The following is a 22,424-nucleotide window of genomic DNA, read 5'->3' as shown; positions in this document are numbered from 1 at the left end:
GTTGTGGACACTCAACGCGCGTTTCGGGGCGCGAAGCGCAGGGGCCTCAGGCGGGTAGGAAATACTCGCGGGCGAGAGGCGCGATCTCGAGACCGGATGCCGTGGCGGCGGTGACCCAGCGGAGCTCGGCGATCTCGGCATCCGGGGCCGGCTTCTGGTCGCCGATGTCGACGCGGAAGACCTCGGCTACGACCTCGAAGCCCGGTTCGTTCGCCGCGCTCGCCGCGTACGAGCCGAGGGGTTCGAGCAGCGCGGGGTCGACGCGCAGGCCGACCTCTTCGGCCAGCTCCCGCGCGAGCGTCTCGGCGGGCGTCTCGCCGGCCTCGGGCTTGCCGCCGGGCTGCATGAACGCCGTCGTGCCGGCCTTGCGCACGAGCAGCAGGCGTCCGTCGGCGTCGGTGATGACCGCGGCCGAGACGTGGATACGGCGCGGGGGAGTGGCATCCGGGATCACCTCGGCACGGTAGCACCCGGGAGCCGCCCTCCCGGCGCGGGGAGGCGGCGTGGGGGCGTGGGCGTTGAGTCGGCGTGGGCGTGGGCGTGGGCGTGAGTGTCCAAGAAACCCGGACGTTCTGCGGAATGGTCCGGGTGTTTTGGACACTCAAGAGGGGGAGTGGGCGTTGGGGACGTGGGCGTGGGCGTTGAGTGGGCGTGGGCGTTGAGTGTCCAAGACACCCGGACGTTCTGCGGAATGGTCCGGGTGTTTTGGACACTCAACACTCGACGGGCGACACTCGACGGGCGCCGTGCGCCCGGCGCCGTGCGCCGGGCGACGGGCCCGGGCCTCAGAGAGCGCCGCGACGGATGCCGGTCACGATCGGCCGCGTCGAGGCCAGGGCCGCGGCGACCAGGGCGAAGCCCGCGGCGAAGGTCAGCGCGATCGTCAGCACCGACAGCGGGGCGACGATCAGGCTGATCCCGACGATCGGGAACGCGAGCATCAGGCCGAGCGCTGCGCCTCCCACGGCGGCCCACCGCAGCGGCACCATGACGGTGATGCGGCGGGCGCGGCGGAGTTCGGCATCCGGGATGCCGAGGCGGTCCAGGCCCACGATCAGCTCGCGCTCCTCGAGCACCGACGCCGCCTGCGTCACCCCCACCGCGCACGCGAGCAGCACGAAGGCGATGCCGAGGGTCACGAGCACTCCCGTGCGGATGTCGGCCATGAGCGGTCCGGCCTCACCGGCGATGTCGGCGATCGCGAGACCGCACCCGGCGACGACCGCGATGAACGACACGAGCGCCATGCCCGAGACCCGGCGCCACGCGGGTCCGGCGTGGGCGGCGAGCTCTCGGCCCGCGACGAGGGCGGCTGCCGATCGCGCGCGGCGGGCCATGGTGCGCCCGCGGGCCGCCACGATCGGCGCGCCGATGAGATTGAGCAGGGCGAGGGCTCCGGCGAACAGGCCGAGCAGCACGGCGATCGTCACGGCCGGCCCCAGCATGGGGGCCAGGGAGCCGAAGTTCGCCACGAGGGCCACGACCCCGGCGATGAGCACCGCGCCGACGACGAACGCCGTGGTCTTCTTCGCGGGGGCCTCGCTGCGTGTGCGTACGCCGAGCGGGGTGACGGCGACCTTGCGCAGGCTCGCGGCGGCGCTCACCGCGCCGATGAGCACCACGGATGCCAGCACCCCCGCGCCCAGCAGCGGATCGACGATCACCGCACCGACGCCGACCGGTCCGCCGAAGAACGGCAGTAATCCGACCGCCGGGAGGAGCACGGCGTACAGCAGCACTCCGGTCGCTGCTCCCGCAGCGGCGATGGCGGTCGCCTCGAACACGGTCAGCGACCACAGCTCTCGCGTGCTCGCGCCGAGCAGGCGGAGGGTCGCGAGGCGATCGTTGCGGCGCCGGCTCGTCAGCCGCGCGGCCGCCGCGCCGAGGGTGACGAGGGGCACGGCGAGCAGCACCAGAGCGAGCACGGCCAGGATGCCGTAGAGCCCGCCCTCGGCCCCGGCTCGCGGATCCACCAGGAACATGCGCGCACCGCCCGCGACGACGAGCAGCAGCGCGGTGGTGACGGCGAACGCGACGACGGGGAGGGCGATCGCCGCCCGGCCCTGGCGCGCGGGGCGCGAGAGCAGACGCGCGAGGGGGAGGACGGTGCTCATCGGTTCACCTCCGTCGAGGTCGAGGTCGAGGTCGAGGTCGGGACGGACGCGGGGGCCGGCTGCACCGCAGCGGACCGCGGTGCCGAGCTCGCCGGTGACACCGATGCCGCGGCATCCATCGCCGAATCCCCGACGATCCGACCGTCGCGCACCCGCACGATCCGCGAGCACCGGCGGGCGACGTCGGCATCGTGCGTGACCATGACGAGAGTGCGGCCCTGACCGGTCGTGGCGAGAAGCAGGGCGTCGAGCACGTCGGACGAGGTCGTCGAGTCGAGGGCGCCGGTGGGCTCGTCGGCGAACACGACGGGAGCCCCCGTCACCTGTGCCCGGGCGATGGCGACGCGCTGCGCCTGACCGCCCGAGAGCTGACCGATGCGACGACCCTCCATCCCCGCGAGACCGAGGGCGGCGAGCCAGACGGCGGCGTGCCGCTCGGCATCCTGTCGGCGCATGCCCGTCAGCAGCAGGGGCAGCGCCGCGTTCTCGACGGCGGTGAGTTCGGGTAGCAGCAGGTGCTCCTGGAAGACGAATCCGAGCGCCTCGCGACGTACGCGGGAGCGTTCGCTCTCGCTCAGGCCGACGAGCTCGCGCGGAGCGGCGCTGGGAGCGCTCAGGACGATCGAGCCCGCGTCGGGGGCGATGACGGCCGCGAGGCAGTGCAGCAACGTGGTCTTGCCCGAGCCCGAGGCGCCCATCACGGCGACGGACTCCCCGGTGCGGATCGTGAGCGAGACGCCGTCGAGGGCGCGCAGCTCGCCGTACTGCTTGACGAGGCCGGAGGCGGTGAGCACAGGTGAGGAGGTCATGATTCCATCTCAGCGACCGAGCGCCGCGTGATCGTCCGCCGTGGGGCGTATCCGGGTCCTCCTCGGGATCGATCTGTAGTTCACTCTCCGGTGGCCGCGTTTTCACCTCTACCCGACAGACTCGGCGTCGTGATCTCCGTGAAGGTGACGGCGGCGGTGCTCGTGGCATCCGTCCTGTGGGTGCCCCTTGCTGCCGGCAGCGCCGATTCGACCGACGACTCGATGGTCATCCAGGTGCAGGTGCCCGCACGAACGGACGCCCCGGCCTCTCCCTCGCCGACGCCCACCTCGGCCGCGGTCCCGGATGCCGGCACCCCGCGCGCCGGAACGCTCCCCGCCACGGGGGTCGAGGTGGCCCTGTGGGGCGCCGCCCTGGCTGCCGCGGCCGTGGCGACCGGCGCGGTCGTGCGTGTCGCTCGACGTCGTCGTCGCGCCTAGTCGATCCAGAGCACGACGCCCCGCAGCCCCGTGAGCACGGCCGCGACCCCCGCGCGCACCGCGGCCCCCGCGCGCTCGGGCGTGAACGTCGCCGGGTCGTATGCGGCGGCGGTGCCGAGGCCCTCTCCGCGGTAGGCGGCACCGGTCCAGTCGGCGGCCGTGACGTTCTCGGTCGGCTCGGCGAGCTCGGCACCCACGATGAGGAACTGCCGGTCGAGGTGGTTCGCCGTCACGGTGGCGAGCGGGTCGACGAGCGCGTCGCCCGCACTGATGATGAGGTCGGGATTGAGGTCCATCGCGCGCACGGCCCCGTCGATCATGTCGTCGTCGGCGTGCACGACACGCAGGTCGGCGCGTGTCTCGGCGGCCCAGTCCCGCACCGCGGCGACGAGCGTCGCGGTGGGGGCGTCGTCGCCCACGGTCAGCAGCACCACGCGGTAGCCGGCGGGGGCGCTCACGCCGCTCCACGAGCCGGGGGCGGGGGTGTGCGTCGACTCGGGCGCCGGGGCCGTGGCCGGCGCGAACCCCGGGGCGGGGGACCCCACCGCCGCGGGAGCGGGGCGCATCGCCGACCATCCCTCGTCGCTCGCGCAGCTCGACAGCACAGCCGCCATCGCCGCCGCCGCCATCGCGGCCAGGACCTTTCGCTTCACCCCCTCACCCTGGACGGCGCAGGTGGCGCGCGAGAGAACGACGTCCGCACGTTTCGTTTCCGTTCTCCGCACCGCGGGCAACCGTTCACGACGAGCGCGCACCATTCCCGGCGGAAAGGTGCACATGTCTGTCTCTGTTCGACGCGTCCTCTCGCGCGTCCTGTTCGTCGCCGCGGGGATTGCGGCTCTGCTCTCGATGGCTGCGCCGGCCTCGGCCCACGGCATCCTGTCGGTCGTCTACGCGCATCTCGAGAGCGGCGGGACGGGCGTCGTCCGCGCCGAGCTGCAGCTCGAGTACGACCTGCTGGTGGTGTCGGCCGCCGACGCCGAGAAGGACGACCCGCTCTACCGCACGGGGATGGCGGCGTTCCAGGGCGGCGATGCCTCCGAGCAGGCCGCCGTCCTGACCGCGCACCGCGACACGATCGCCCGCTACGTCACCGAGCGCTTCCAGATCACGGCCGCCGGAGAGGCGTGCACCCCGCGCATGGATGACGACATCTCGATGACCCAACAGGACGGCGTCCCCTACGCCGTCGTCACCCTCGACGACACCTGCCCGCCCTCGGAGAACGGCCACGAGATCACGGCGTCGCTCTTCCCCGACGCGGAGGGCTTCGTCACCGACACGAAGACGATCCTCACCTACGACCTCGACCTGCACGAGGGAAGCACGGTCCTCGATGCCGAGCACCCGTCGTTCACGACCGCGCAGTCGACCCTCGAGCGCTTCTGGGAGTTCTTCCGTCTCGGCGCCGAGCACCTGCTCACCGGGATCGACCACATCCTCTTCCTGCTCGCGCTCATCGTCGGGTCGCGGCGACTGCGCGAGATCGTGATCGCGGCGACGACGTTCACGCTTGCGCACTCGGTGACGTTCATCCTGGCCGCGACCGGGGTGATCGCCGCGCCTCCCGAGGTGGTGGAGCCGACCATCGCCCTCTCGATCGCGGTCGTCGCGGCCTGGTACCTCTGGCGCCTGCTCCGCCGCGATCAGGCCGACCAAGACCTGTCGCACGCGCACGGCTTCCTCCGCCTCGACCGCGCCGGCTGGCTCCGCGTCGCCGTGGTGTTCGTGTTCGGCCTCGTGCACGGTCTCGGCTTCGCCTCGGCGCTCGGCATCGACGAGCCCTGGTCGTGGACCCTGCTCTGGTCACTGCTGGTGTTCAACGTGGGCATCGAGGCCGTGCAGATCGGCATCATCGTGATCGTCTTCCCGCTGCTCGTGCTGCTGCGCCGCCGGGCCCCGCGCGTGGGGATGTGGGTGAGCGCCGCGATCGCGGTCGTGGTCACCGTGGCCGGTCTCGTCTGGTTCGTGCAGCGCATTCTCGGCATCGAATGACGGGAGTTGTCGCAGCCGATACGTGTGCTGAGTCAACAATTCACCCCGGCGTCACCTGGCGGACGGAGCGTGGAGCGAGCTCGCCATCGGCGGGCGCGCACCAGAGACCCCCACCGAAAGAAACGGACAGCCATGTTCCTCACCGCATCGACGTCGCACGGGACGCGCACGCGTCGCCGTGTCTCGTGGATCGCAACCGCCGCGGTCGGCGCGTCACTCGTCCTCACGGGCGTGGCGAGCGTCCCGGCGGCGGTGGCCGACACCCCGGCCACCCTCACCGGCATCATCCTCGGCGTCGGTGCCGACCAGTCGCAGCGCATCGTGACCTGGTACTCCTCGGCCGACACCGCCCAGACGGTGCAGCTCGCGCCCACCTCGGCGGTGACGGGCGGCCAGTTCCCGGCGTCGGCCACGACGTTCTCGGCATCCGGGACCGCCAACATCGCCTCGAGCGGAGGCTTCAACCGTCACGCGACGATCACGGGCCTCGCCGAGAACACGGCGTACTCGTACCGCGTCGGCTCCGACGGCAACTGGTCGAACACCTACTCCTTCAAGACGCAGTCGTTCGAGGGCGACTACGACTTCCTCTTCTTCGGAGATCCGCAGATCGGCTCGTCCGGCAACCTCGCGAAGGACCAGGCCGGCTGGCAGGACACGATGAACGTCGCGGTGGGCGCCAACCCCAACGCCGAGCTTCTCGTCTCGGGCGGCGACCAGGTCGAGACCGCGAACACGGAGTCGCACTGGGACTCGTTCCTCGCTCCCGACCAGCTGCGCCAGTACCCGTGGGTCGCCACGATCGGTAACCACGACGTGGGTGGCAAGGCGTACGAGCAGCACCTGTACACGCCCAACACCGACCGCTCCGGCGCCTACTACCGCAAGGGCTCGGGCAGCATCGGCACCGAGTCGGGCGGCGACTACTGGTTCATGTACAAGGACGTGCTCTACATCGACCTGAACAGCAACAGCTACGCCACCTCGCAGGGCGGCGGCGGCGACGACGCGCACATCTCGTACGTCACCGACGTCGTCAACAAGCACGGAGCGGATGCCAAGTACACGGTGCTCGTGTACCACCACGCGATCTACTCGCCGGCCGATCACGCCAAGGACGCCGACAACAAGATCCGTCGCACCGACTTCCCGACGGCGTTCTCGAAGCTCGGCGTCGACCTGGTGCTCCAGGGTCACGACCACAGCTACTCGCGCTCGTACGAGATCAAGAACGGCTCCAAGGCGAACGCCGACGAGAAGCCCGGTCAGGACGAAGTCTTCGAGGGACCCGGTGGCGTCGTCTACGTCACCGCCAACTCGGCATCCGGCTCGAAGTACTACGACATCACCTCGCCCGACAACAGCGGCACGAGCGGTGCCGGTAACGGCGCCGATCCGCTGAACCCGGCGAACTACTGGTACAACTCCGTGCAGAACCAGGAGCACGTGCGCTCGTACGTCAAGGTGCAGGTCAAGAAGGACCAGCTGATCGTCCAGAACATCCGCTCCGGAACCTGCGACGCACCCAACGCTGCGGTCGAGCTCAAGAAGGTGCTGTGGTGCGGCCCCGAGAACGGCTCGAAGCCGGCCGAGGCCGTGGGCACCATTCAGGACGAGGTGACCATCCACCCGAACCACGGCGACGGCCAGGACATCCAGGTGGATGTCCCCACCAGCGCGCCCGGTGAGTTCGGCTGGACGATCAACGGCCACAACGGCCTGGTCGACATGGGGACCGCGCAGGAGAAGAACCTGCAGTACTTCGAGGCGACCGGTCAGATCAACCCGATCACGGTGACCGACACCCGCGCGAACACGTCGCCGTGGTCGGTGTCGGCGTCGGTGGGCGACTTCGTCGACGACGGCAAGACCTTCAAGGGCTCGTTCCTCGGGTGGTCGCCGAAGGTCGTCACCGCGGGGGCCGGGGCCGTCGCGGGTGCCGCGGTGAAGTCGGGCTACGACGGCGGCGACGGTCTGTCGGTCTCGCGTCTGCTCGGTGCAGCCCCCGTGGGCCACGACCGCAGCGCCGGAGTCGTCGGTGCCGATCTCGACCTGAAGATCCCCAACACCGTCGAAAAGGGAAGCTACCGCGCGACCCTGACCCTCACCGCGCTGGCCGGCTGACCAGCGAACAGCACCGGCGGGGAGCTCTCCTCCCCGCCGGTGCCCCTCCCGAAGGACCTCCCATGACTCGACTGCCCTCCCCCTCGCGGGTCGCCGCCCTCGCTCTCGCCGCGGCGCTGATCGCCGGGGGCGCCTCCAGCGCGTCACCCGCCCTGGCCGCGACCGACGACGTGACCTGGACCGTGCGCACCGCCTCGAACGCGCTCGGCGCCGACCGCACGAACTACAGCTACGCGCTGAACCCCGGTGCCCACCTCGACGATGCCCTGGTCATCGCAAACCGCGGTGCCGAGACGGTCGAACTCGACGTCTACGCGGCCGACGGCTACACGACCTCGACGGGCGCCCTCGATCTGCGCGTCGCGAACGAGCAGCCGGTCGGCGTCGGCGCCTGGGTCACCGTGCCGCAGCGTCATGTCTCCGTTCCCGCGGGCCAGACCGTCGAGGTGCCGTTCGTCGTCGACGTCCCCTCGAACGCCACCCCCGGCGACTACGCGGGCGGGGTCGTCACCTCCCTCACGGTGGCCGACGCCTCCGCGAACGTCAACGTCGACCGTCGCCTCGGCATCCGCACCGGCATCCGCGTCGGGGGAGACCTCTCCCCGGCCCTCGCCGTCGACGATCTGCGTGTCGGGTGGGACGGCGGTTTCGTGCCGTTCCTGTTCGGCGACGCCACCGTTCACTACCGCCTGCACAACGTCGGCAACGTCTCGCTCAGCGCCGACGAGACCGACGCCGTCACCGGTCCCTTCGGCCTCGCGCGCCTCGAGTCCGCGCCCGACGCCGCCGCCCCCACGCTGCTGCCCGGGGAGAGCTGGGAGCGCGACGTGCGTGTTCCGGCGGTGGCTGCGATGGGCGTGCTCATCGCGTCGGTGTCGGCGACCCCGATCGTGACGGATGCCGCCGGCTCCATCTCGACGCTCGATCCGATCGAGGTCTCGACCTTCGGCTGGGCTGTTCCCTGGCCGCTGCTGCTCCTGGTCGTGCTGGTCGTCGCGGGGGCGGTGTTCGGGCCGCGCCTGCTGCGCGAGCGACGTCGTCGCGCGCAGCAGGCGGAGGACGCGCGTGTGGCCGAGGCCGTCGAGCGCACGCTGGCCGAGAAGGATCGTCAGCTCGTCGAGTGAGCGGCGTGGCTGCCGGTGTCGCCGATCATCGAGATCGGCGAGCGGAGGCGGTCCGCAGAACGTGCAGAGGGACCGAGCCGTGCGGCCCGGTCCCTCTGCACATTCGAGCGTGATTCAGGAGCAGGTGTACGTCACCCCGTCGACGTAGTGCTGCCCCGGACCCAGGTCGCCGCACGCGGCGAAGATCCCCGCGAAGACGCTGACGAGGATGATGGCGACAACGATGCCCACGACGACGAGAACAGCACCGACGATGATGCCGATCAGCGCGGGGGTGTTCTTGTACCCGGCCTTCTTCGACTGGACGAGAGCGACGATCGAGATGATCAGGCCGATCAGGTTGAACGGGAAGGCGACGATCAGGCCGATGATTCCGAGCGTCTTGCCCGGGTAGGTCGTTCCGGCGGGTGCGGGCTGCGTGGTCACGATGTTCTCCTCTGGTGTCGGAAACGATGCCCTCGGATCGCGGCCGTCGGCAGGACCCGGGCCGCGCGAGGGATCGTCGAGAGGCTATCGCCCCTGCTCCTCGGCCGTGTGCGGTCGCTCCTGATCGGCCTCCCGACCGCTGAAGGCGGATGCCAGCACCTCCACGACGTCGTCGAGGACGCGTTCGTCGTGGCTGCTCAACCACCACTCGACCAACCCGTCGACGCTCGCGCGCAGGGCCGCCGCGACGACCGGCGTGGGGGTGGTCAGAGCGCGCCCCGTCATGCTCGACCACCGCTCGATGCTCTCGGCGATGGCCCGGGTGCTCGCGGCGATCTCGCTCTGCGCCGCCGCGCGGAGCTGGGGATGAGCGCGGGCGGATGCCGTGAGCTCGCTCACCACACGGTACTCGCTCTCGTGGCGGCGGAGATCGCGAGCCAGGCCGTGCAGCGAGAGACGCACCGACTCGGCGAAGTCGTCGAGGGGGAGGTCGCCGGCCCAGACCGCGTCGAGCGCGCGCTGCGAGGCCCGGTGGAGCACGGCCTCGACGAGGGCGGTTTTGGATCCGAAGGCGTAGGTGACCACGCGGTGCGCGACGTCGGCGCGCTCGGCCACCCGCCGCAGGCTGAGGGCAGCTACCCCTGATTCGGCGACGACCGAGAGCGCGGCGTCGAGCAGGCGCTCTCGGCGCTCCTCGAGAGGGAGGTAGTCACGGGTGGGAGCCTCGGGGTTCACGGCGTTCTCCAAGTGATCGGGCCGGTCGAGTCTCGCATACTGAATATATCCACTTGGACCAATTGGAGGACGCGATGACCGAACTGCACATCACCCCCGCCCGCGAGGCCGACCTCCCCGCCGCCGCGGCTGTGCTCGCGCGTGCCTTCCGCGACGACCCCGTGATGGCCGCGATCCTGCCCGGAAGCCGCCGCCTCGAGCGGCTCACGACCCTGTTCACCGCCATGCTCCGCGGTGCCGCCTTCGAAACCGGCAGCGTCGACCTCGCGCGCCACGCCGACCGCGACGAGATCCTCGGTGTCGCCGCGTGGGAGGGCCCCGGCGCTGCATCCCTCCCGTGGCGGCGGCTCCCCGAGTATCTGGCAGCGCTCGGCCTCCCGGGCCTCGTCCGCGCCGCCGTCCTGTCGTCGCGCCTGGCGCGCCACCGCCCCCGATCGCCGCACTGGTACCTCGCGCAGATCGGCGTCTCGCCCGCCGCACGCGGGCTCGGTGTCGGCGGTGCGCTGCTGCGCTCCCGGCTCGACACTCTCGACGTCACGCGTGCGACCGCCTACCTCGAATCGTCGACTCCCGACAACCGTCGCCTGTACAGCCGTCTCGGTTTCGAAGAGATCGCCCCGATCCGCGGCATCCGCGGGGCCACTCCGACGGCCATGCTGCGACCGCCCGCTCCCGCCCGGCACGCGGTGCCCGCGCGAGGGGTATGACGGTCGGCCGGAAGCGTCTCGACATCGAGCGTCCACAAAGTCCGCTCAGGCGCCGAGGAATAGACTGGGCGACATCGACACCGTCTCTCCGGGACCCTCCGTGACCACTCCTTCTTCCGAGCGAGCCTTCGACGTTCGCCACGTGCAGCTCGCGCGCGCCCTTTTCGCGGCGCTCGCCGCCGTGATGGTCACGTTCTCGTCCGACCATTCCGCGCCCCTCGGGCTCGGCGTGTTCAGCGGATTCGCCCTTGCGACCGGACTCGTCTTCGCCCTGTCGGTGTGGCTCGTCCACCCGCGGGGTGAGCGCCTGACGCCCGCCCTGCTCGCGGTCGTCTCGCTCGTCGCGGGCATGGTCGGCAGCGTCGGCAGCTGGCGCACGACGGGCGTGTTCTTCGGGGTCGTCATCGCCTGGGCGCTGCTCTCGGGCGCCGTCGAGCTGGTCGGCGCCCTGCGCCAACGAAAGACGGTCGGGGCCGCGGGCGCGCGCGACGGCGTGCTCATCGGCATCCTGAGTCTCGTGCTCGGAGTCGTGCTGATGCTCCCGATCCAGCAGTACGCGCTCGACTACAGCATCGCCGGGGCGGGTTCGTTCACGCTGACCGGTATCACCATCGCCGTGGGACTTTTCGGCGGGTACGCGGCGGTCGTCGCCGTGTTCCTCGCGATCGCGGGCTTCTCTCCGCGCCGCCCCGAGCCCGTTCCGGCCGTACCCTCCGAGGAGGCCGCGTCATGACCGACAAGCCCACCACCCGCCGCGACCTCATGAAGCCCGTCCAGCTCCTCGGGCTGGCCTTCATCGCCGCGCTCTTCGCCGGTTTCGTCACGCTCATGTCGATGGGCTTCTTCCAGACGCGTCCCGCCGACGAGATCCAGCGTGCGTTGATCGTGGGACTGGTCGCGGCCGGGGCGACGTTCATCGTCACTCTCGTCTCGCTCGCGCTCTTGCTGCTCGTCGTCGACCCCACCAAGGTCACCGCGACGGTGGATCGCCCGCTGCTCCTGCCGAAGGATGCACCGGATGGTACGACCCCCGGCGCCGCGACCGCGTCCGACGCCCCGCGCACCGACGACGGCCCCGCCGCTCCCCGGGCGTAACGCCTCGGTTCCTACCGACGCGGGTCGATCATCGTCATGCCCGCGGGCGATGCCGAGTCCATCCTGGGCAGCAGCTCCGCGGCTTCGTCGAGTCCGACGATCCGCTCGATCAGCTCCTGCGGACGGAGGGCGCCGCTCTCGATGAGCGACAGCATCTCGAGGTAGTCGACCGCGGCCATGCCGTGGCTGCCCAGCAGGTCGAGCTCCCATGCGATCACGCGCGCCATGGGCATCGGGGTCTCACCGTCGGCGGTGGGCAGCAGGCCGATCTGCACGTGCCGACCGCGACGGCGCAGGCTCAGCACGGCGTCGCGCGCCGTCTGCGAGCTGCCGACGGCGTCGACCGAGACGTGGCTGCCGCCGCCGGTGAGCTCGTGCACGGCGGCGGCGATGTCGGAACCGTCGGCGACCAGCGTGTGCTCGGCGCCGAGGCGGCGAGCGGCGTCGAGGGCCGCGGGGGTGCGATCGACCGCGATGACGCGAGCGCCGAGGGCGGCCCCGATCATCACGGCGCTGAGGCCCACCCCGCCCGCGCCGACCACGGTGATCCACTCACCGGCCTTCACCCCCGCACGACTCGTCAGGGCGCGGTAGGCGGTGGCGAAGCGGCAGCCCAGGGCCGCGGCCGCTTCGAACGACACGTCATCGGGGATGCGCACGACGTTGGTGTCGGCCGCGCGCAGCACCACGTGTTCGGCGAAGCTGCCCCACTGGGTGAAGCCCGGCTGCTGCTGGTCGGGGCACACCTGGGCGTTACCGCCGCGGCACCACTCGCACGCCCCGCACCCCATGACGAAGGGCACGGTGACGCGGTCGCCCACGCCCCAGCGCTGAACACCCGCCCCGACCTCGACGATCACGCCGGCCAGCTCGTGACCCGGAACATGGGGGAGCGCGACGTCGTCGTGCCCAACCCACGCATGCCAGTCGCTCTTGCACAGGCCTGTCGCGTGCACCTCGACCACGACCCCGCCCGCGGGAGCGGACGGCGCCTCGACCTCGCGCACCTCGAGGGCTTCGGCCAGGGCATCCATGATCATCGCGCGCATGGCATCCATTCTCCCGCGTGTGCCCGGCGCTCCCGCGCTCCGCGCGGTCGCTCACCTCTGGGTGAGTCGTCGCGCGGCGGGCGGTGACGCCGCGTTCGCCCGTTGAGTGTCCAGAACACCCGGACGTTCCGAAATTTCGTCCGGGTGTTTTGGACACTCGCGAGGTGCGCGGCGCGGGAACGCGCGCGCGGTCAGGCGCGGCGGCGGCGTGCCCCGAGCAGCGCGGCGCCGAGACCCGCGAGGACCAGGGCCAGGATGCCGAGAACCACGGGCGTCTCCGAGCCGGTGACGGCGAGACCGCCGGCGGTGCCGCCGCTCGAGCTCCCCGATCCGCCGACCGTTCCGGCGGGAGCGCCGGGAGCACCGGAGCCCGTCCCGGGACCGTCGCCGTCGCCCGGGGCGGTGCCCGCAACGACGGTGACGGTGGCCGACTGCGCATGCTCGACGTTGCCCGCGACGTCGGTGGAGCGGAACCGCACGACGTGATCGCCGGCGCCGGTCAGCGCGACGCTCGAACCGGCGGTCCACGTCGTCCCGTCGAGCGAGTACTCGGTCAGGGCGACGCCGGAGGTGGCATCCGTCGCCGTGAACACCACCGTGGCCTCGGCGGGGGCCAGCGCCTGGAACACCGCTGCCGGCTGCATCAGGCGCAGCAGGGTCGAGGGTTTCGCAACCCTGGCCTCGGTGGTCGGGGCGGCGGTGTCGATGCGGACGGGCAGCGACCCCGCGACCTCGGGCACTTCGGCGCCGTTCCACAGCGCGCGGTAGTCGACGCGGTGGTCTCCGTCGGCGGTGATGTCGAAGGTCGTTCCCGTCTGCCACGCCCCGCCGTCGATGCGGTACTGCACCTCGACCTCGGTGTTGCCGTCGTGCGAGAGCGAGATCGGTCCGGGAGCGGCGGTGTACCAGCCGTCGGCGTTCGGCTGTGTCGGCAGGAGCGGCTCGATGTGCGCGATGCCGCCCGCCTCGGGCACGAAGATCTCGGGGATCTTCAGGTACGACCCGGGCGTCGAGAAGGTCAGCCGCAGCCCGGTGGCGAGGAGCTTCGGGAACGACAACGTCGTCTCGCTGCCGTTCGTCACGGTCGGGGTGTCCCCCGTCAGCGGCAGGGGCTTCCACTCGTTCCCGTGGTCGTCCCGGTACTCGAGAGAGACGCCCGCGATGGTGCCTTCGGTGTTCGTGAAGCGCACCTCGTTCAGGCGGTGGATCTCGGAGGTCTCGATCGTGAAGGTCGCGGAGTCCTGGTAGCCGGTGTCGGTCCAGGTCGACCACGCCGTGCCGACCCGGCCGTCGCATGCGTTGGAGGCGGGCATCGTGGCCCACTTCGTCTGGTGGAAGGATGCCGACACCGAGGCGTCACCGCCGCGGCACACGTTCGCCGCCGAGGCGTTGCCCCACACGTCGACCTCGGCGATCGACTGCCAGGTGTTCGCCTGGCTCGTCAACCGCAGGCGCAGAGCGCTGGTGGCCGGGAGCGTCTTGGCGTCGATCACAGCCACGGGGGCCGGGGTGCTGGCATCCTGAGCGAGGGTCGCCTCGACCGCGGTGTCTCTCCATGCGCCGGTCGCGTCGCGGTACTGCACCTGGATGCGGGAGGGCCAGGTCGCGGTCGCCCCGTCCTTGTAGGTGTGCACGACGATGGAGTCGAAGGTGCGGTCGGTGCCCCAGTCGAACTGCAGCCAGCTGTCGCGCGGATAGCCGTTGCCGGTCCAGTCGTCCCAGCCCTTGGCCGTGGCATTGCCGTCGGTGAGGGTGGCGACGAGGTCGTTGCGGCTCGACGCGGTGACGGTCGCCTCGGGGGCGATGTCGGCGATGCCGGGTTCGGCCACGGTGATCGTGCGCTGGAACGAGCGGCCGGCGGTGAAGTCGGCGTCGGCGGCGAGGGTGCCGGTGATCGTCTGCGGGCCGAGCACGCTCGTGTCGATCGACGACCAGGTGACGGCGACCGGGGCGGTGCCGGCGGACGTGTCGACGGGGACGCTCGTCGGCAGCTGCGGTGCGGCGCCGCGGCGGACGGTTTCGGGGAGACCGGTGGTCACGGCCTTCCACGTGCCGTGGCCGAAGCCCTTGTCGTCCCAGTACGAGGCGTCCCACCCCGTGCCGTAGCGGGCGGGGTCTTCGGCGGCGGGGTTGTGCATCTCGAGGCGCCCGTTCTCGCCCACCGTGAGCGGGAGCCACACGTAGGTCGAGTCGGACTTGCCCTCGTTCCAACGGTCGCCCATGTAGACGAACTTCCCGGGTTCGAGCTCGAAGACGTTGGTGGTCTGCGAGCCGAACGTCGAGCGGCGCACGTCGCCGATCGAGAGCAGGCCGTCGCCCCCATCGGGGATGGCGTTGTACGACACGGTCTCGTTCGCGTCGTCCTTGTCGACGCCACGGATCCACGTGCCCATGAGGTCGCCCGCGGTGTAGTACGTCTGCGGGTTGGGCGCCCAGCCGGTCGCCCCGGAAGTGACGACGCTGTACGTGCCGTCGCGCTCGAAGATCGCAGGGGCCTCGAGATGGCCGCACTCCTTGACGATCTGGAAGTCCTTGCCGCGCTCGGGTGCGGCTGGGGAGCCGTCGTCGAAGATGTACGGGAACCGTCCGTCCTCCGAGTACTGGCGGACGTTCAAGGTGTCGCGGTCGGTGGTGTGGGTGACGTTCGTGTAGCTGTCGTCGAGCTCCGCGACGTAAAGGCTGTAGTTCTCCTCCGACGAGTACGAGATGTAGGCCGTGCCGTCGTCGTCCTGGAACACCGTCATGTCGCGTGCCTGGCCGGGAACGGCGTACTGCGTGCAGGCCTGATAGTCGGTGCGGTTGGGCATGCGGAAGGCGCCCGTCATGCGGAACGGCCCCGCGGGGGAGTCCGACACGGCCACCGCGGCCATCGACCGGGCGTAGGTGCTGCCGCCGGGTTCGGTGCGCCCGTCGGCGTGCCACCACATGACCCACTTTCCGGTCTTGGCGTTGTGCAGCACCTTGGGGCGCTCGAAGATCGCGGTGTAGTCCGAGTTCTGCGTCGAGTTGAGGTGGTAGGCCAGGGCATCGATCTTCTCGGTGCGCGGCTGGCCGTTCTCGTCGACGGTGTCGTAGAGGTCCTCGAAGTAGGGCGTGAGCAGGTCGTCGCGCGTCGAGATGCTGCGCAGCGCGTCTCCGAGGTTCGTCCAGTTCTTGGCATCCGTCGATCGGTAGACCGCGACACCGGGGCTGTTCCAGTAGCCGTTCGTGCGGTCTTCGCCGTACCAGTAGTAGACGGTCTGGCCGTTCTCGGTGGTGGTGACGATCTGGCCGCCGTGCGCCTGGATGTGCCGGCCGTCGGTGTCGAACCACTTCGGCTGGAAGTAGTCGGCGGCTCCGAGACCGGGATCGGCGAGCGGCTGGAAGTTCGTGTACGTGACGGGCGGGTCGACCCGCGGAACGCCGTCGTTCGGGTCGGTCGGAACGCCGGTGGCGGCGTTCGCCGTGAGGGGGAATGCCAGAGCTCCGGCGAGCAGGGCGGCCATGGCGGTGGCCAGCAAGCGGGGGATGAGCGGGCGTCGAGGCGTCATCGCGTCTGTTCCGTTCTGTGCCGCGACGGTGCGGCGCATGGCGACCCAAGGGTCGCGGTGGGGGATGTTGACGTCAACACTATGGGTCGGCGGTGCGCGGCGTCCAGGGGGACTTTTCTCTGACGCGGGCCGGGGATGGGTGGTCGTCCGCCGCCCGCGCAACCCCGTCGAGTGTCCAGAACACCCGGACGTTTTCTAATTTCGTCCGGGTGCCTTGGACACTCAACAGGCCGGGGGTGACGCAACGCGACGCGACGAGCGCGGCATGGCGCGGAGCACGCGAACGCGCGCCCCGCCCCACCTCACGGCGTGAGTGTCCCAGACGCGCCGTCGGCGCGAGGGACGGTGCGGGGTGCTCTGGACACGCGGCGGGAGGGCAGGGCGCGACCCCGCAACGCGTTACAGCGCGTCGACCACCTGCGACGCCAGGCCCGCGTAGGCAGCCGGCGTGAGCGCGAGCAGGCGCTCCTTCGCGGCGTCGCCGATGTCGAGGCCGCGCACGAACTCGGCCAGCTCGGGCGCGCCGACGCGGCGTCCGCGCGTGAGGTCCTTGAGCAGGGCGTAGGGGTCGGTGATCTGCGAACGGCCGGCGGCGATCTCGGCGCGAACGACCGTCTGGATCGCCTCGGCGAGAACCTCCCAGTTCGTGTCGAGGTCGGCCAGCAGAACGTCCTCGGCGAGCGAGATCTCGGTGAGGCCGCGCTGCAGGTTGTCGAGCGCGAGCAGCGAGTGACCGAAGGCGACACCGATGTTGCGCTGCGTCGTGGAGTCGGTGAGGTCGCGCTGCATGCGGCTCGTCACGAGAGTGGATGCCAGAGTGCCGAACAACCCGCCCGCGATCTCGAGGTTCGCCTCGGCGTTCTCGAACCGGATCGGGTTGATCTTGTGCGGCATGGTCGACGACCCGGTGGCCCCCGCGACGGGGATCTGGGTGAAGTACCCGAGCGAGATGTAGGTCCAGATGTCTGTGGCGAGGTTGTGCAGGATGCCGCCGGCGTGACGCGCCCGGTCGTAGAGCTCGACCTGCCAGTCGTGCGACTCGATCTGGGTGGTGACCGGGTTGAAGCCCAGGCCCAGCGACTCGATGAACGCGCGCGTCAGCGCCGGCCAGTCGACATCGGGCTCGGCGGCGACGTGCGCCGACCAGGTTCCGGTGGCTCCCGAGAACTTCGCGAGGTACTCTCCGGCATCCAGCTGGCGGATGACGCGCTCGAGGCGCCACGCGAACACCCCGATCTCTTTGCCCATGGTGGTGGGCGTGGCGGGCTGGCCGTGCGTGCGAGAGAGCATGGCTGCGTCGCGGTGCTGCGTCGCGAGCTCGGCGAGGGCGGCCGTGACCGAGCGGAGCTTGGGCAGCCACACGCGCTCGACCGCGCGCTGCACGGTGAGGGCGTAGGCGGTGGAGTTGATGTCCTCGCTCGTGCAGGCGAAGTGCGTGAGCTCGGCGAGCGCGGTGAGACCGAGGGCGTCGAGGCGGTCGCGCACGAGGTACTCGACGGCCTTCACATCGTGGCGGGTGACCGCCTCTTTCTCTTTGAGCCAGGCGATCTCGTCGGCGCCGAACTCCTCGTACAGCGCGCGCAGGCGGGCCCGGTCGTCGTCGGAGACGGGTGCGGTGCCGAACAGCGAGCGATCGGTCAGGGCGAGCAGCCATTCGACCTCTACCTCGACGCGGGCACGGTTGAGCCCGGCCTCCGACAGGTAGTCGCCGAGTTCTGCGACGGTGGCGAAGTAGCGGCCGTCGAGCGGGCTGAGGGGCTGCGGGGGCAGAGAGGACACGGGTCTCCCGGGGATCGCGCGAACGGGTCAGCCCGCGGAACGGATGGCGGGCTCGAGCTGTCGGAACAGGGCCCTGCTGGCGCGTTCGATCATACCGAGCACCTCGTCGAACATCGGGGGCCCGGCGTAGTACGGGTCGGGGACGTCGAGGGTCTCGGCATCCGGAAGGAAGGACTGCAGCAACGCGATCTTGTCGGCGTCGTCGTCGTGTCGGGCCCAGCCGCGGAGCACACGCTCGTGGCTGCGGTCGAGGGCGACCACGAGGTCGTTGCGTTCGAAGTCGGTGTACTGGAACTGCCGGGCACGGTGCGACGAGCCGTCGTAGCCCAGTCGGTCGAGGGCGGCGAGGGTGCGGTGGTCGGCGCGTTCACCGACGTGCCAGTCGCCGGTGCCGGCCGAACTCGATGCGACGTGCGCTCCGAGGCCGGACGTGTGGATCATGCGGCGGAACACCACGTCGGCCATGGGCGAGCGGCAGATGTTGCCGCTGCATACGAACACGACGCGGAACGGCGCGTCGGGGGTCGTCGTCATCCCTCCATCATGGCGGTGATGCACCCCCAGCGCATCAGCGTCGTTCGCGTTCTTCGCGGCGCGGCCGGAACACGCCGCCGAGCACGGCGTTGATGATGCCGATCAGCAGCGCCGCGACGACCGTGAGCCAGAACTCGCCCGTGCGCAGTCCCCAGTCCCAGTTCTCGGTGATGATCGCCGTCAGCCACAGCAGGAAGCCGTTGATGATGAGCGAGATGAGCCCGAGCGTGAGGATGTAGAGCGGGATCGCGACGACCTTCACCACGGTGCCGATGATCGTGTTCACCAGGGCGAAGATCAGCCCCACCACCAGGAGCGTGAGCAGCACCTGGAACCACTCGCCCGGGGCGAAGGGGACGAGCCTCACCTGCAGGGCGGGCAGCAGAGTGACGATCCAGATGGCGAAGGCGTTGACGGCGACGCGAACGACGAAGCGCATGCCCCCATCGTGGCACGCACCCGCCGTCGCGCCACGGGGTTGTGGAGAACGCCCCGCGCGCTCGAGGCCTGGGGAGGACTCGCCGGGGGGTAGGCCGCCCAAAGTGGGACTGACGCGCACGGCGGGCCCCCGGTTAGGCTCGCGGGGTGAGTGAAGAGCCGGTCCTGCCCCGTATCCGCCCCGAGATCGCCGCGCTGCCCGCGTACCGGCAGGGACGACAGGCCAGCCCCGACGCCTTCAAGCTCTCGAGCAACGAGAACCCCTTCGAGCCGCTTCCCGGTGTCCTCGATGCGGTCGTCGCCGCGGGAGCCTTCAACAGATACCCGGATGCCACGGCCGCCCGCCTGCGCGAACGCCTGGCGGCGCGGTACGGCGTCTCGCCCGACGAGGTGCACGTCGGCGCCGGCAGCGTCTCGGTGCTGGCGCAGCTCCTGCTGGCGACCTCGGGCCCCGGCGACGAGGTCGTCTACGCCTGGCGCTCGTTCGAGGCCTACCCCTCGCTCGTCGCGGTCGCGGGGGCGAAGAGCGTGCAGGTGCCGTTGACCGCCGACTCGCGTCACGACCTCCCCGCGATGGCCGCCGCCGTCACCGAGCGCACGCGCCTGGTGATCGTGTGCAGCCCCAACAACCCCACGGGGCCGACCGTCGGTTACGACGAGTTCGCCGCGTTCGTCGACGCCGTGCCGCGCGACGTGCTCATCGTCCTCGACGAGGCCTACGCCGAATTCGTGACCGACCCCGCGTCGGTCGAGGGCAGTCGGGTGCGCGCGGTGCTCGGTCGCCCGAACGTCGTCGTCCTGCGCACCTTCTCGAAGGCGTACGGGCTCGCGGGTCTGCGTATCGGCTACGCGATCGGCCACACCGGGGTGCTCGATGCCTCGCGCAGCACCGCCATCCCGCTGTCGGTCACGGCGGCCGGAGAGGCCGCGGCGATCGCGAGCCTCGATGCCGAGAGCGAGCTGCTGCACCGCGTGAAGGTCATCGCCGAGCGACGCGACCGCCTCGTCGGCCGCCTTCGCGAGGCCGGGTGGGACGTCCCCGACGCCCAGGGCAACTTCGTGTGGCTCGCCGCCGGCGATCGCACGGTCGAGGTCGCCACCGCTTTCGAAGAGGCCGGGCTCATCGTGCGTCCGTTCCCGGGCGACGGCATCCGCATCTCGATCGGCGAAGAGGAGTCGCTCGACCGCGTGGTCGAGGTCGCCGCGGCCACCGCCGCGCACTGATCCGCGGCGGCGCCTTTGTCGACAACGAACGCCGAATCACGGCATCCGTTGTGCACCTCATGCGGTCTCGCGCATGGGTCGCGCGTTAGCGTGGGTTCATGACCCCGCTCGACGACCCCGCTCTCGTGCGCGTTCTGGCAGCCGACGGCACGCTGGCCCCCACGCCCGCCGCCGAGCGCTACCTGCCGCTCATCGACGCCCTGACCGACGCCGAACTCGAGACCTTCTACCGCGACATGGTCTCGATCCGCGCGTTCGACGTGCAGGCCACCAACCTGCAGCGCCAGGGGCAGCTCGCCCTGTGGCCGCCGTCTTTCGGGCAGGAGGCGGCCCAGGTCGGCTCGGCCCGCGCGGCCCGCGCGCAGGACCACATCTTCCCCTCGTACCGCGAGCACGTGGTCACGCGCATCCGCGGCGTCGACCCGCTCGACATCATCCGGCTCATGCGCGGACTCACGCACGGCGGGTGGGACCCGACCGACCCCAAGAACGGCAACACGCACATCTACACGCTCGTGCTCGGCGCGCAGACGCTGCACGCCACGGGTCTTGCGATGGGCCTGGTGTTCGACGGAAAGAGCGGCACGGGCGACCCCGAGCGCGACGAGGCCGTCATCGTCTACTACGGCGACGGCGCCTCCAGCCAGGGCGACGTGCACGAGGCGATGGTCTTCGCCGCGAGCTTCCAGACCCCCGAGGTCTTCTTTCTGCAGAACAACCAGTGGGCCATCTCGGTCCCCGTCGCGACGCAGTCGCGCTCGCCGCTGTACAAGCGCGGTGAGGGGTACGGCATCCCGAGCCTCCAGGTCGACGGAAACGACGTGCTCGCCAGCTACGCCGTGTCGAAGGTCGCCCTCGACGAGGCGCGAGCCGGCGGTGGCCCCCGCGCGATCGAGGCGATGACGTACCGCATGGGCGCGCACACCACGAGCGACGACCCCACGAAGTACCGCACCTCCGACGAAGAGAAGTCGTGGGCCGGGCGCGACCCGATCGCCCGCATGCGCGCGTTCCTCGAGGGGCGCGGCGCCTCGCAGCAGTTCTTCGACGACGCGGATGCCGAGGGTGCCGCCCTCGCCGACGACGTGCGCGTGCGCACGAACGAGCTCGGTTCGATCCCGCGCGCGCACATGTTCGAGAGCGTCTACTCCGAGGCGCACGCGCTCATCCAGGAGGAGCAGCGCTGGCTCGACGACTACGAGGCGTCGATGGACGGGGGCGCGAAGTGACCGAGAACCTTCCGATCAGCCGCGCGCTCAACGCGGGCCTCCGTCGCGCGCTCGAGACGGACGACCGCGTCCTGCTCATGGGCGAGGACATCGGCCCGCTCGGCGGCGTCTTCCGCGTGACCGAGGGCCTGCAGAAGGACTTCGGTCCGCGTCGCGTCATCGACTCGCCGCTGGCCGAGTCAGGCATCGTCGGCACCGCGATCGGTCTCGCGATGGGCGGGTTCACGCCCGTCCTCGAGATCCAGTTCGACGGATTCGTCTTCCCCGCCTTCGACCAGATCACCTCGCAGCTGGCGAAGATCACGAACCGCCACGAGGGTGCGGTGCGCATGCCCGTCGTCATCCGCATCCCCTACGGCGGGCACATCGGCGCCGTCGAGCACCACCAGGAGAGCCCCGAGGCGTACTTCACGCACACGGCGGGTCTGCGCGTGGTCAGCCCCTCGAACGCGAACGACGCGTACTGGATGATCCAGCAGGCGATCGACTCGCCCGACCCGGTCGTGTTCCTCGAGCCGAAGGCGAAGTACTGGCAGAAGGGCGAGGTCGACCTCGATGCGCCCGCTCTGCCGCTGCACGCGAGCCGCATCGTGCGCCGCGGCACCGACGTGACGCTCGTCGGTCACGGCGCGATGGTCACGACCCTGCTGCAGGCGGCCGCACTGGCCGAGAGCGAGGGCACGAGCTGCGAGGTCATCGACCTGCGCTCCCTGTCGCCCGTCGACTACGGCCCGCTGCTCGACTCGGTGCGTCGCACCGGCCGCATGGTCTACGCGCAAGAGGCCCCGGGCTTCACCTCGCTCGGCTCCGAGATCGCCGCGACCGTGATGGAGAAGGCGTTCTTCGCGCTCGAGGCCCCGGTGCTGCGCGTGTCGGGCTTCGACGTGCCGTTCCCGCCCGCGAAGCTCGAGGGCACGTATTTGCCCGACGCCGACCGCATCCTCGAGGCCGTCGACCGGTCTCTGGCGTACTGACCCGCTCTTCCTCTCCCCGCCATGAACCGCGAGACTGCAACTCGCCGACGAAACCGCGACAAGGTGCCGTCGTTTCGTCAGCCGATTGCCGTCTCGCGAG

Annotated in this window: 21 protein-coding genes; 10 read left to right on the top strand and 11 right to left on the bottom strand. The window is 70.9% G+C overall.

What is annotated here, in order from left to right; all coding sequences use genetic code 11:
• Window positions 1–46 precede the first annotated feature (46 nt).
• The 3 genes from NE358_RS16415 to NE358_RS16405 form a co-directional block, all read right to left on the bottom strand.
• Window positions 47–454, bottom strand: coding sequence for an NUDIX hydrolase (locus tag NE358_RS16415; protein WP_103207663.1), 408 nt, complete (start codon window positions 452–454; stop codon window positions 47–49).
• Window positions 455–785: 331 nt separating this feature from the next.
• Window positions 786–2,114, bottom strand: coding sequence for an FtsX-like permease family protein (locus NE358_RS16410; RefSeq protein ID WP_289940182.1), 1,329 nt, complete (start codon window positions 2,112–2,114; stop codon window positions 786–788).
• Window positions 2,111–2,923, bottom strand: a complete 813-nt coding sequence (locus tag NE358_RS16405) for an ABC transporter ATP-binding protein (protein WP_289940181.1) — start codon at window positions 2,921–2,923, stop codon at window positions 2,111–2,113. The genes NE358_RS16410 and NE358_RS16405 overlap by 4 nt, the downstream gene beginning before the upstream one ends.
• Window positions 2,924–3,052: 129 nt before the next feature.
• On the opposite strand from NE358_RS16405, the gene NE358_RS16400 reads away from it, so the two are divergent.
• Complete coding sequence (locus NE358_RS16400) at window positions 3,053–3,361, top strand: LPXTG cell wall anchor domain-containing protein (protein ID WP_103207669.1); 309 nt, start codon at window positions 3,053–3,055, stop codon at window positions 3,359–3,361.
• Here the strand turns inward: NE358_RS16400 and NE358_RS16395 are convergent.
• The gene (locus NE358_RS16395; protein ID WP_289940180.1) at window positions 3,358–4,014 is read right to left on the bottom strand and encodes a type 1 periplasmic-binding domain-containing protein; all 657 of its coding nucleotides are present in this window, start codon (window positions 4,012–4,014) and stop codon (window positions 3,358–3,360) included. The two genes, NE358_RS16400 and NE358_RS16395, sit on opposite strands and share 4 nt — an antisense overlap.
• Window positions 4,015–4,138: 124 nt before the next feature.
• Here NE358_RS16395 and NE358_RS16390 point away from each other — a divergent pair, with 124 nt between their 5' ends.
• The 3 genes from NE358_RS16390 (at window position 4,139) to NE358_RS16380 (ending at window position 8,604) form a co-directional block, all read left to right on the top strand.
• Window positions 4,139–5,356: a HupE/UreJ family protein gene (locus NE358_RS16390; RefSeq protein ID WP_289940179.1), complete on the top strand. Its 1,218-nt coding sequence runs from the start codon at window positions 4,139–4,141 to the stop codon at window positions 5,354–5,356.
• Between the two features lie 132 nt (window positions 5,357–5,488).
• Window positions 5,489–7,480, top strand: coding sequence for a purple acid phosphatase family protein (locus NE358_RS16385; RefSeq protein ID WP_116239595.1), 1,992 nt, complete (start codon window positions 5,489–5,491; stop codon window positions 7,478–7,480).
• Between the two features lie 62 nt (window positions 7,481–7,542).
• On the top strand, window positions 7,543–8,604 hold the full coding sequence (locus NE358_RS16380) for a WxL protein peptidoglycan domain-containing protein (protein ID WP_103207675.1): 1,062 nt from the start codon (window positions 7,543–7,545) through the stop codon (window positions 8,602–8,604).
• A gap of 114 nt (window positions 8,605–8,718) precedes the next feature.
• On the opposite strand, the gene NE358_RS16375 is transcribed toward NE358_RS16380, so the two are convergent.
• Both NE358_RS16375 and NE358_RS16370 read right to left on the bottom strand, forming a co-directional pair.
• Window positions 8,719–9,030: a hypothetical protein gene (locus NE358_RS16375; RefSeq protein WP_103207677.1), complete on the bottom strand. Its 312-nt coding sequence runs from the start codon at window positions 9,028–9,030 to the stop codon at window positions 8,719–8,721.
• A gap of 84 nt (window positions 9,031–9,114) precedes the next feature.
• Complete coding sequence (locus NE358_RS16370; protein WP_289940178.1) at window positions 9,115–9,765, bottom strand: TetR/AcrR family transcriptional regulator; 651 nt, start codon at window positions 9,763–9,765, stop codon at window positions 9,115–9,117.
• Window positions 9,766–9,839: 74 nt separating this feature from the next.
• Between NE358_RS16370 and NE358_RS16365 the strand changes: the two genes are divergently transcribed.
• The 3 genes from NE358_RS16365 to NE358_RS16355 all read left to right on the top strand — a co-directional run bounded on the left by NE358_RS16365 (window position 9,840) and on the right by NE358_RS16355 (window position 11,567).
• Window positions 9,840–10,472 carry a GNAT family N-acetyltransferase gene (locus tag NE358_RS16365; RefSeq protein ID WP_289940177.1) on the top strand — a complete coding sequence of 211 codons (633 nt, stop codon included), beginning with the start codon at window positions 9,840–9,842 and terminating at the stop codon, window positions 10,470–10,472.
• A gap of 100 nt (window positions 10,473–10,572) precedes the next feature.
• The gene (locus NE358_RS16360) at window positions 10,573–11,205 is read left to right on the top strand and encodes an acyl-CoA synthetase (protein WP_116239593.1); all 633 of its coding nucleotides are present in this window, start codon (window positions 10,573–10,575) and stop codon (window positions 11,203–11,205) included.
• Complete coding sequence (locus tag NE358_RS16355) at window positions 11,202–11,567, top strand: amino acid transporter (protein ID WP_289940176.1); 366 nt, start codon at window positions 11,202–11,204, stop codon at window positions 11,565–11,567. Before NE358_RS16360 ends, NE358_RS16355 begins: the two co-directional genes overlap by 4 nt.
• Window positions 11,568–11,578: 11 nt before the next feature.
• Here the strand turns inward: NE358_RS16355 and NE358_RS16350 are convergent, their stop codons facing one another.
• From NE358_RS16350 to NE358_RS16330, 5 genes are all read right to left on the bottom strand, one after another.
• Window positions 11,579–12,616: a zinc-dependent alcohol dehydrogenase family protein gene (locus NE358_RS16350; protein ID WP_289940175.1), complete on the bottom strand. Its 1,038-nt coding sequence runs from the start codon at window positions 12,614–12,616 to the stop codon at window positions 11,579–11,581.
• Window positions 12,617–12,807: 191 nt separating this feature from the next.
• Window positions 12,808–16,185 carry an OmpL47-type beta-barrel domain-containing protein gene (locus NE358_RS16345; protein ID WP_289940174.1) on the bottom strand — a complete coding sequence of 1,126 codons (3,378 nt, stop codon included), beginning with the start codon at window positions 16,183–16,185 and terminating at the stop codon, window positions 12,808–12,810.
• A gap of 360 nt (window positions 16,186–16,545) precedes the next feature.
• On the bottom strand, window positions 16,546–17,925 hold the full coding sequence (gene purB, locus NE358_RS16340) for an adenylosuccinate lyase (protein WP_141377980.1): 1,380 nt from the start codon (window positions 17,923–17,925) through the stop codon (window positions 16,546–16,548).
• A 27-nt stretch (window positions 17,926–17,952) separates the two neighbouring features.
• A complete protein-coding gene (locus NE358_RS16335) occupies window positions 17,953–18,459 on the bottom strand; it encodes a low molecular weight protein-tyrosine-phosphatase (protein ID WP_103207694.1) in 507 nt (168 codons plus the stop codon).
• Window positions 18,460–18,493: 34 nt separating this feature from the next.
• Complete coding sequence (locus NE358_RS16330) at window positions 18,494–18,898, bottom strand: phage holin family protein (protein ID WP_289940173.1); 405 nt, start codon at window positions 18,896–18,898, stop codon at window positions 18,494–18,496.
• A 146-nt stretch (window positions 18,899–19,044) separates the two neighbouring features.
• Between NE358_RS16330 and NE358_RS16325 the strand changes: the two genes are divergently transcribed.
• The 3 genes from NE358_RS16325 to NE358_RS16315 all read left to right on the top strand — a co-directional run bounded on the left by NE358_RS16325 (window position 19,045) and on the right by NE358_RS16315 (window position 22,324).
• The gene (locus tag NE358_RS16325; protein ID WP_289940172.1) at window positions 19,045–20,121 is read left to right on the top strand and encodes a histidinol-phosphate transaminase; all 1,077 of its coding nucleotides are present in this window, start codon (window positions 19,045–19,047) and stop codon (window positions 20,119–20,121) included.
• 98 nt (window positions 20,122–20,219) lie between these two features.
• A complete protein-coding gene (locus NE358_RS16320) occupies window positions 20,220–21,350 on the top strand; it encodes a thiamine pyrophosphate-dependent enzyme (protein ID WP_289940171.1) in 1,131 nt (376 codons plus the stop codon).
• Window positions 21,347–22,324 (top strand): alpha-ketoacid dehydrogenase subunit beta, encoded by a 978-nt coding sequence (locus tag NE358_RS16315; RefSeq protein WP_289940170.1) that lies wholly within the window; start codon window positions 21,347–21,349, stop codon window positions 22,322–22,324. Before NE358_RS16320 ends, NE358_RS16315 begins: the two co-directional genes overlap by 4 nt.
• The last annotated feature ends 100 nt before the right edge of the window (window positions 22,325–22,424 follow it).

This window comes from Sphingomonas sp. G5, assembly GCF_052660795.1.
The sequence above is the reverse complement of the archived record's forward strand: the minus strand, read 5'-3'. Positions and strand labels throughout refer to the sequence as shown.

Bases quoted from the DNA above. Each gene is read 5' to 3' on its own strand.
- NE358_RS16410 (WP_289940182.1), bottom strand. From the start codon at position 2,114: ATGAGCACCGTCCTCCCCCTCGCGCGTCTGCTCTCGCGCCCCGCGCGC.
- NE358_RS16405 (WP_289940181.1), bottom strand. From the start codon at position 2,923: ATGACCTCCTCACCTGTGCTCACCGCCTCCGGCCTCGTCAAGCAGTAC.
- NE358_RS16390 (WP_289940179.1), top strand. From the start codon at position 4,139: ATGTCTGTCTCTGTTCGACGCGTCCTCTCGCGCGTCCTGTTCGTCGCC.
- NE358_RS16385 (WP_116239595.1), top strand. From the start codon at position 5,489: ATGTTCCTCACCGCATCGACGTCGCACGGGACGCGCACGCGTCGCCGT.
- NE358_RS16380 (WP_103207675.1), top strand. From the start codon at position 7,543: ATGACTCGACTGCCCTCCCCCTCGCGGGTCGCCGCCCTCGCTCTCGCC.
- NE358_RS16365 (WP_289940177.1), top strand. From the start codon at position 9,840: ATGACCGAACTGCACATCACCCCCGCCCGCGAGGCCGACCTCCCCGCC.
- NE358_RS16355 (WP_289940176.1), top strand. From the start codon at position 11,202: ATGACCGACAAGCCCACCACCCGCCGCGACCTCATGAAGCCCGTCCAG.
- NE358_RS16350 (WP_289940175.1), bottom strand. From the start codon at position 12,616: ATGCGCGCGATGATCATGGATGCCCTGGCCGAAGCCCTCGAGGTGCGC.
- NE358_RS16345 (WP_289940174.1), bottom strand. From the start codon at position 16,185: ATGCGCCGCACCGTCGCGGCACAGAACGGAACAGACGCGATGACGCCT.
- NE358_RS16335 (WP_103207694.1), bottom strand. From the start codon at position 18,459: ATGACGACGACCCCCGACGCGCCGTTCCGCGTCGTGTTCGTATGCAGC.
- NE358_RS16330 (WP_289940173.1), bottom strand. From the start codon at position 18,898: ATGCGCTTCGTCGTTCGCGTCGCCGTCAACGCCTTCGCCATCTGGATC.
- NE358_RS16320 (WP_289940171.1), top strand. From the start codon at position 20,220: ATGACCCCGCTCGACGACCCCGCTCTCGTGCGCGTTCTGGCAGCCGAC.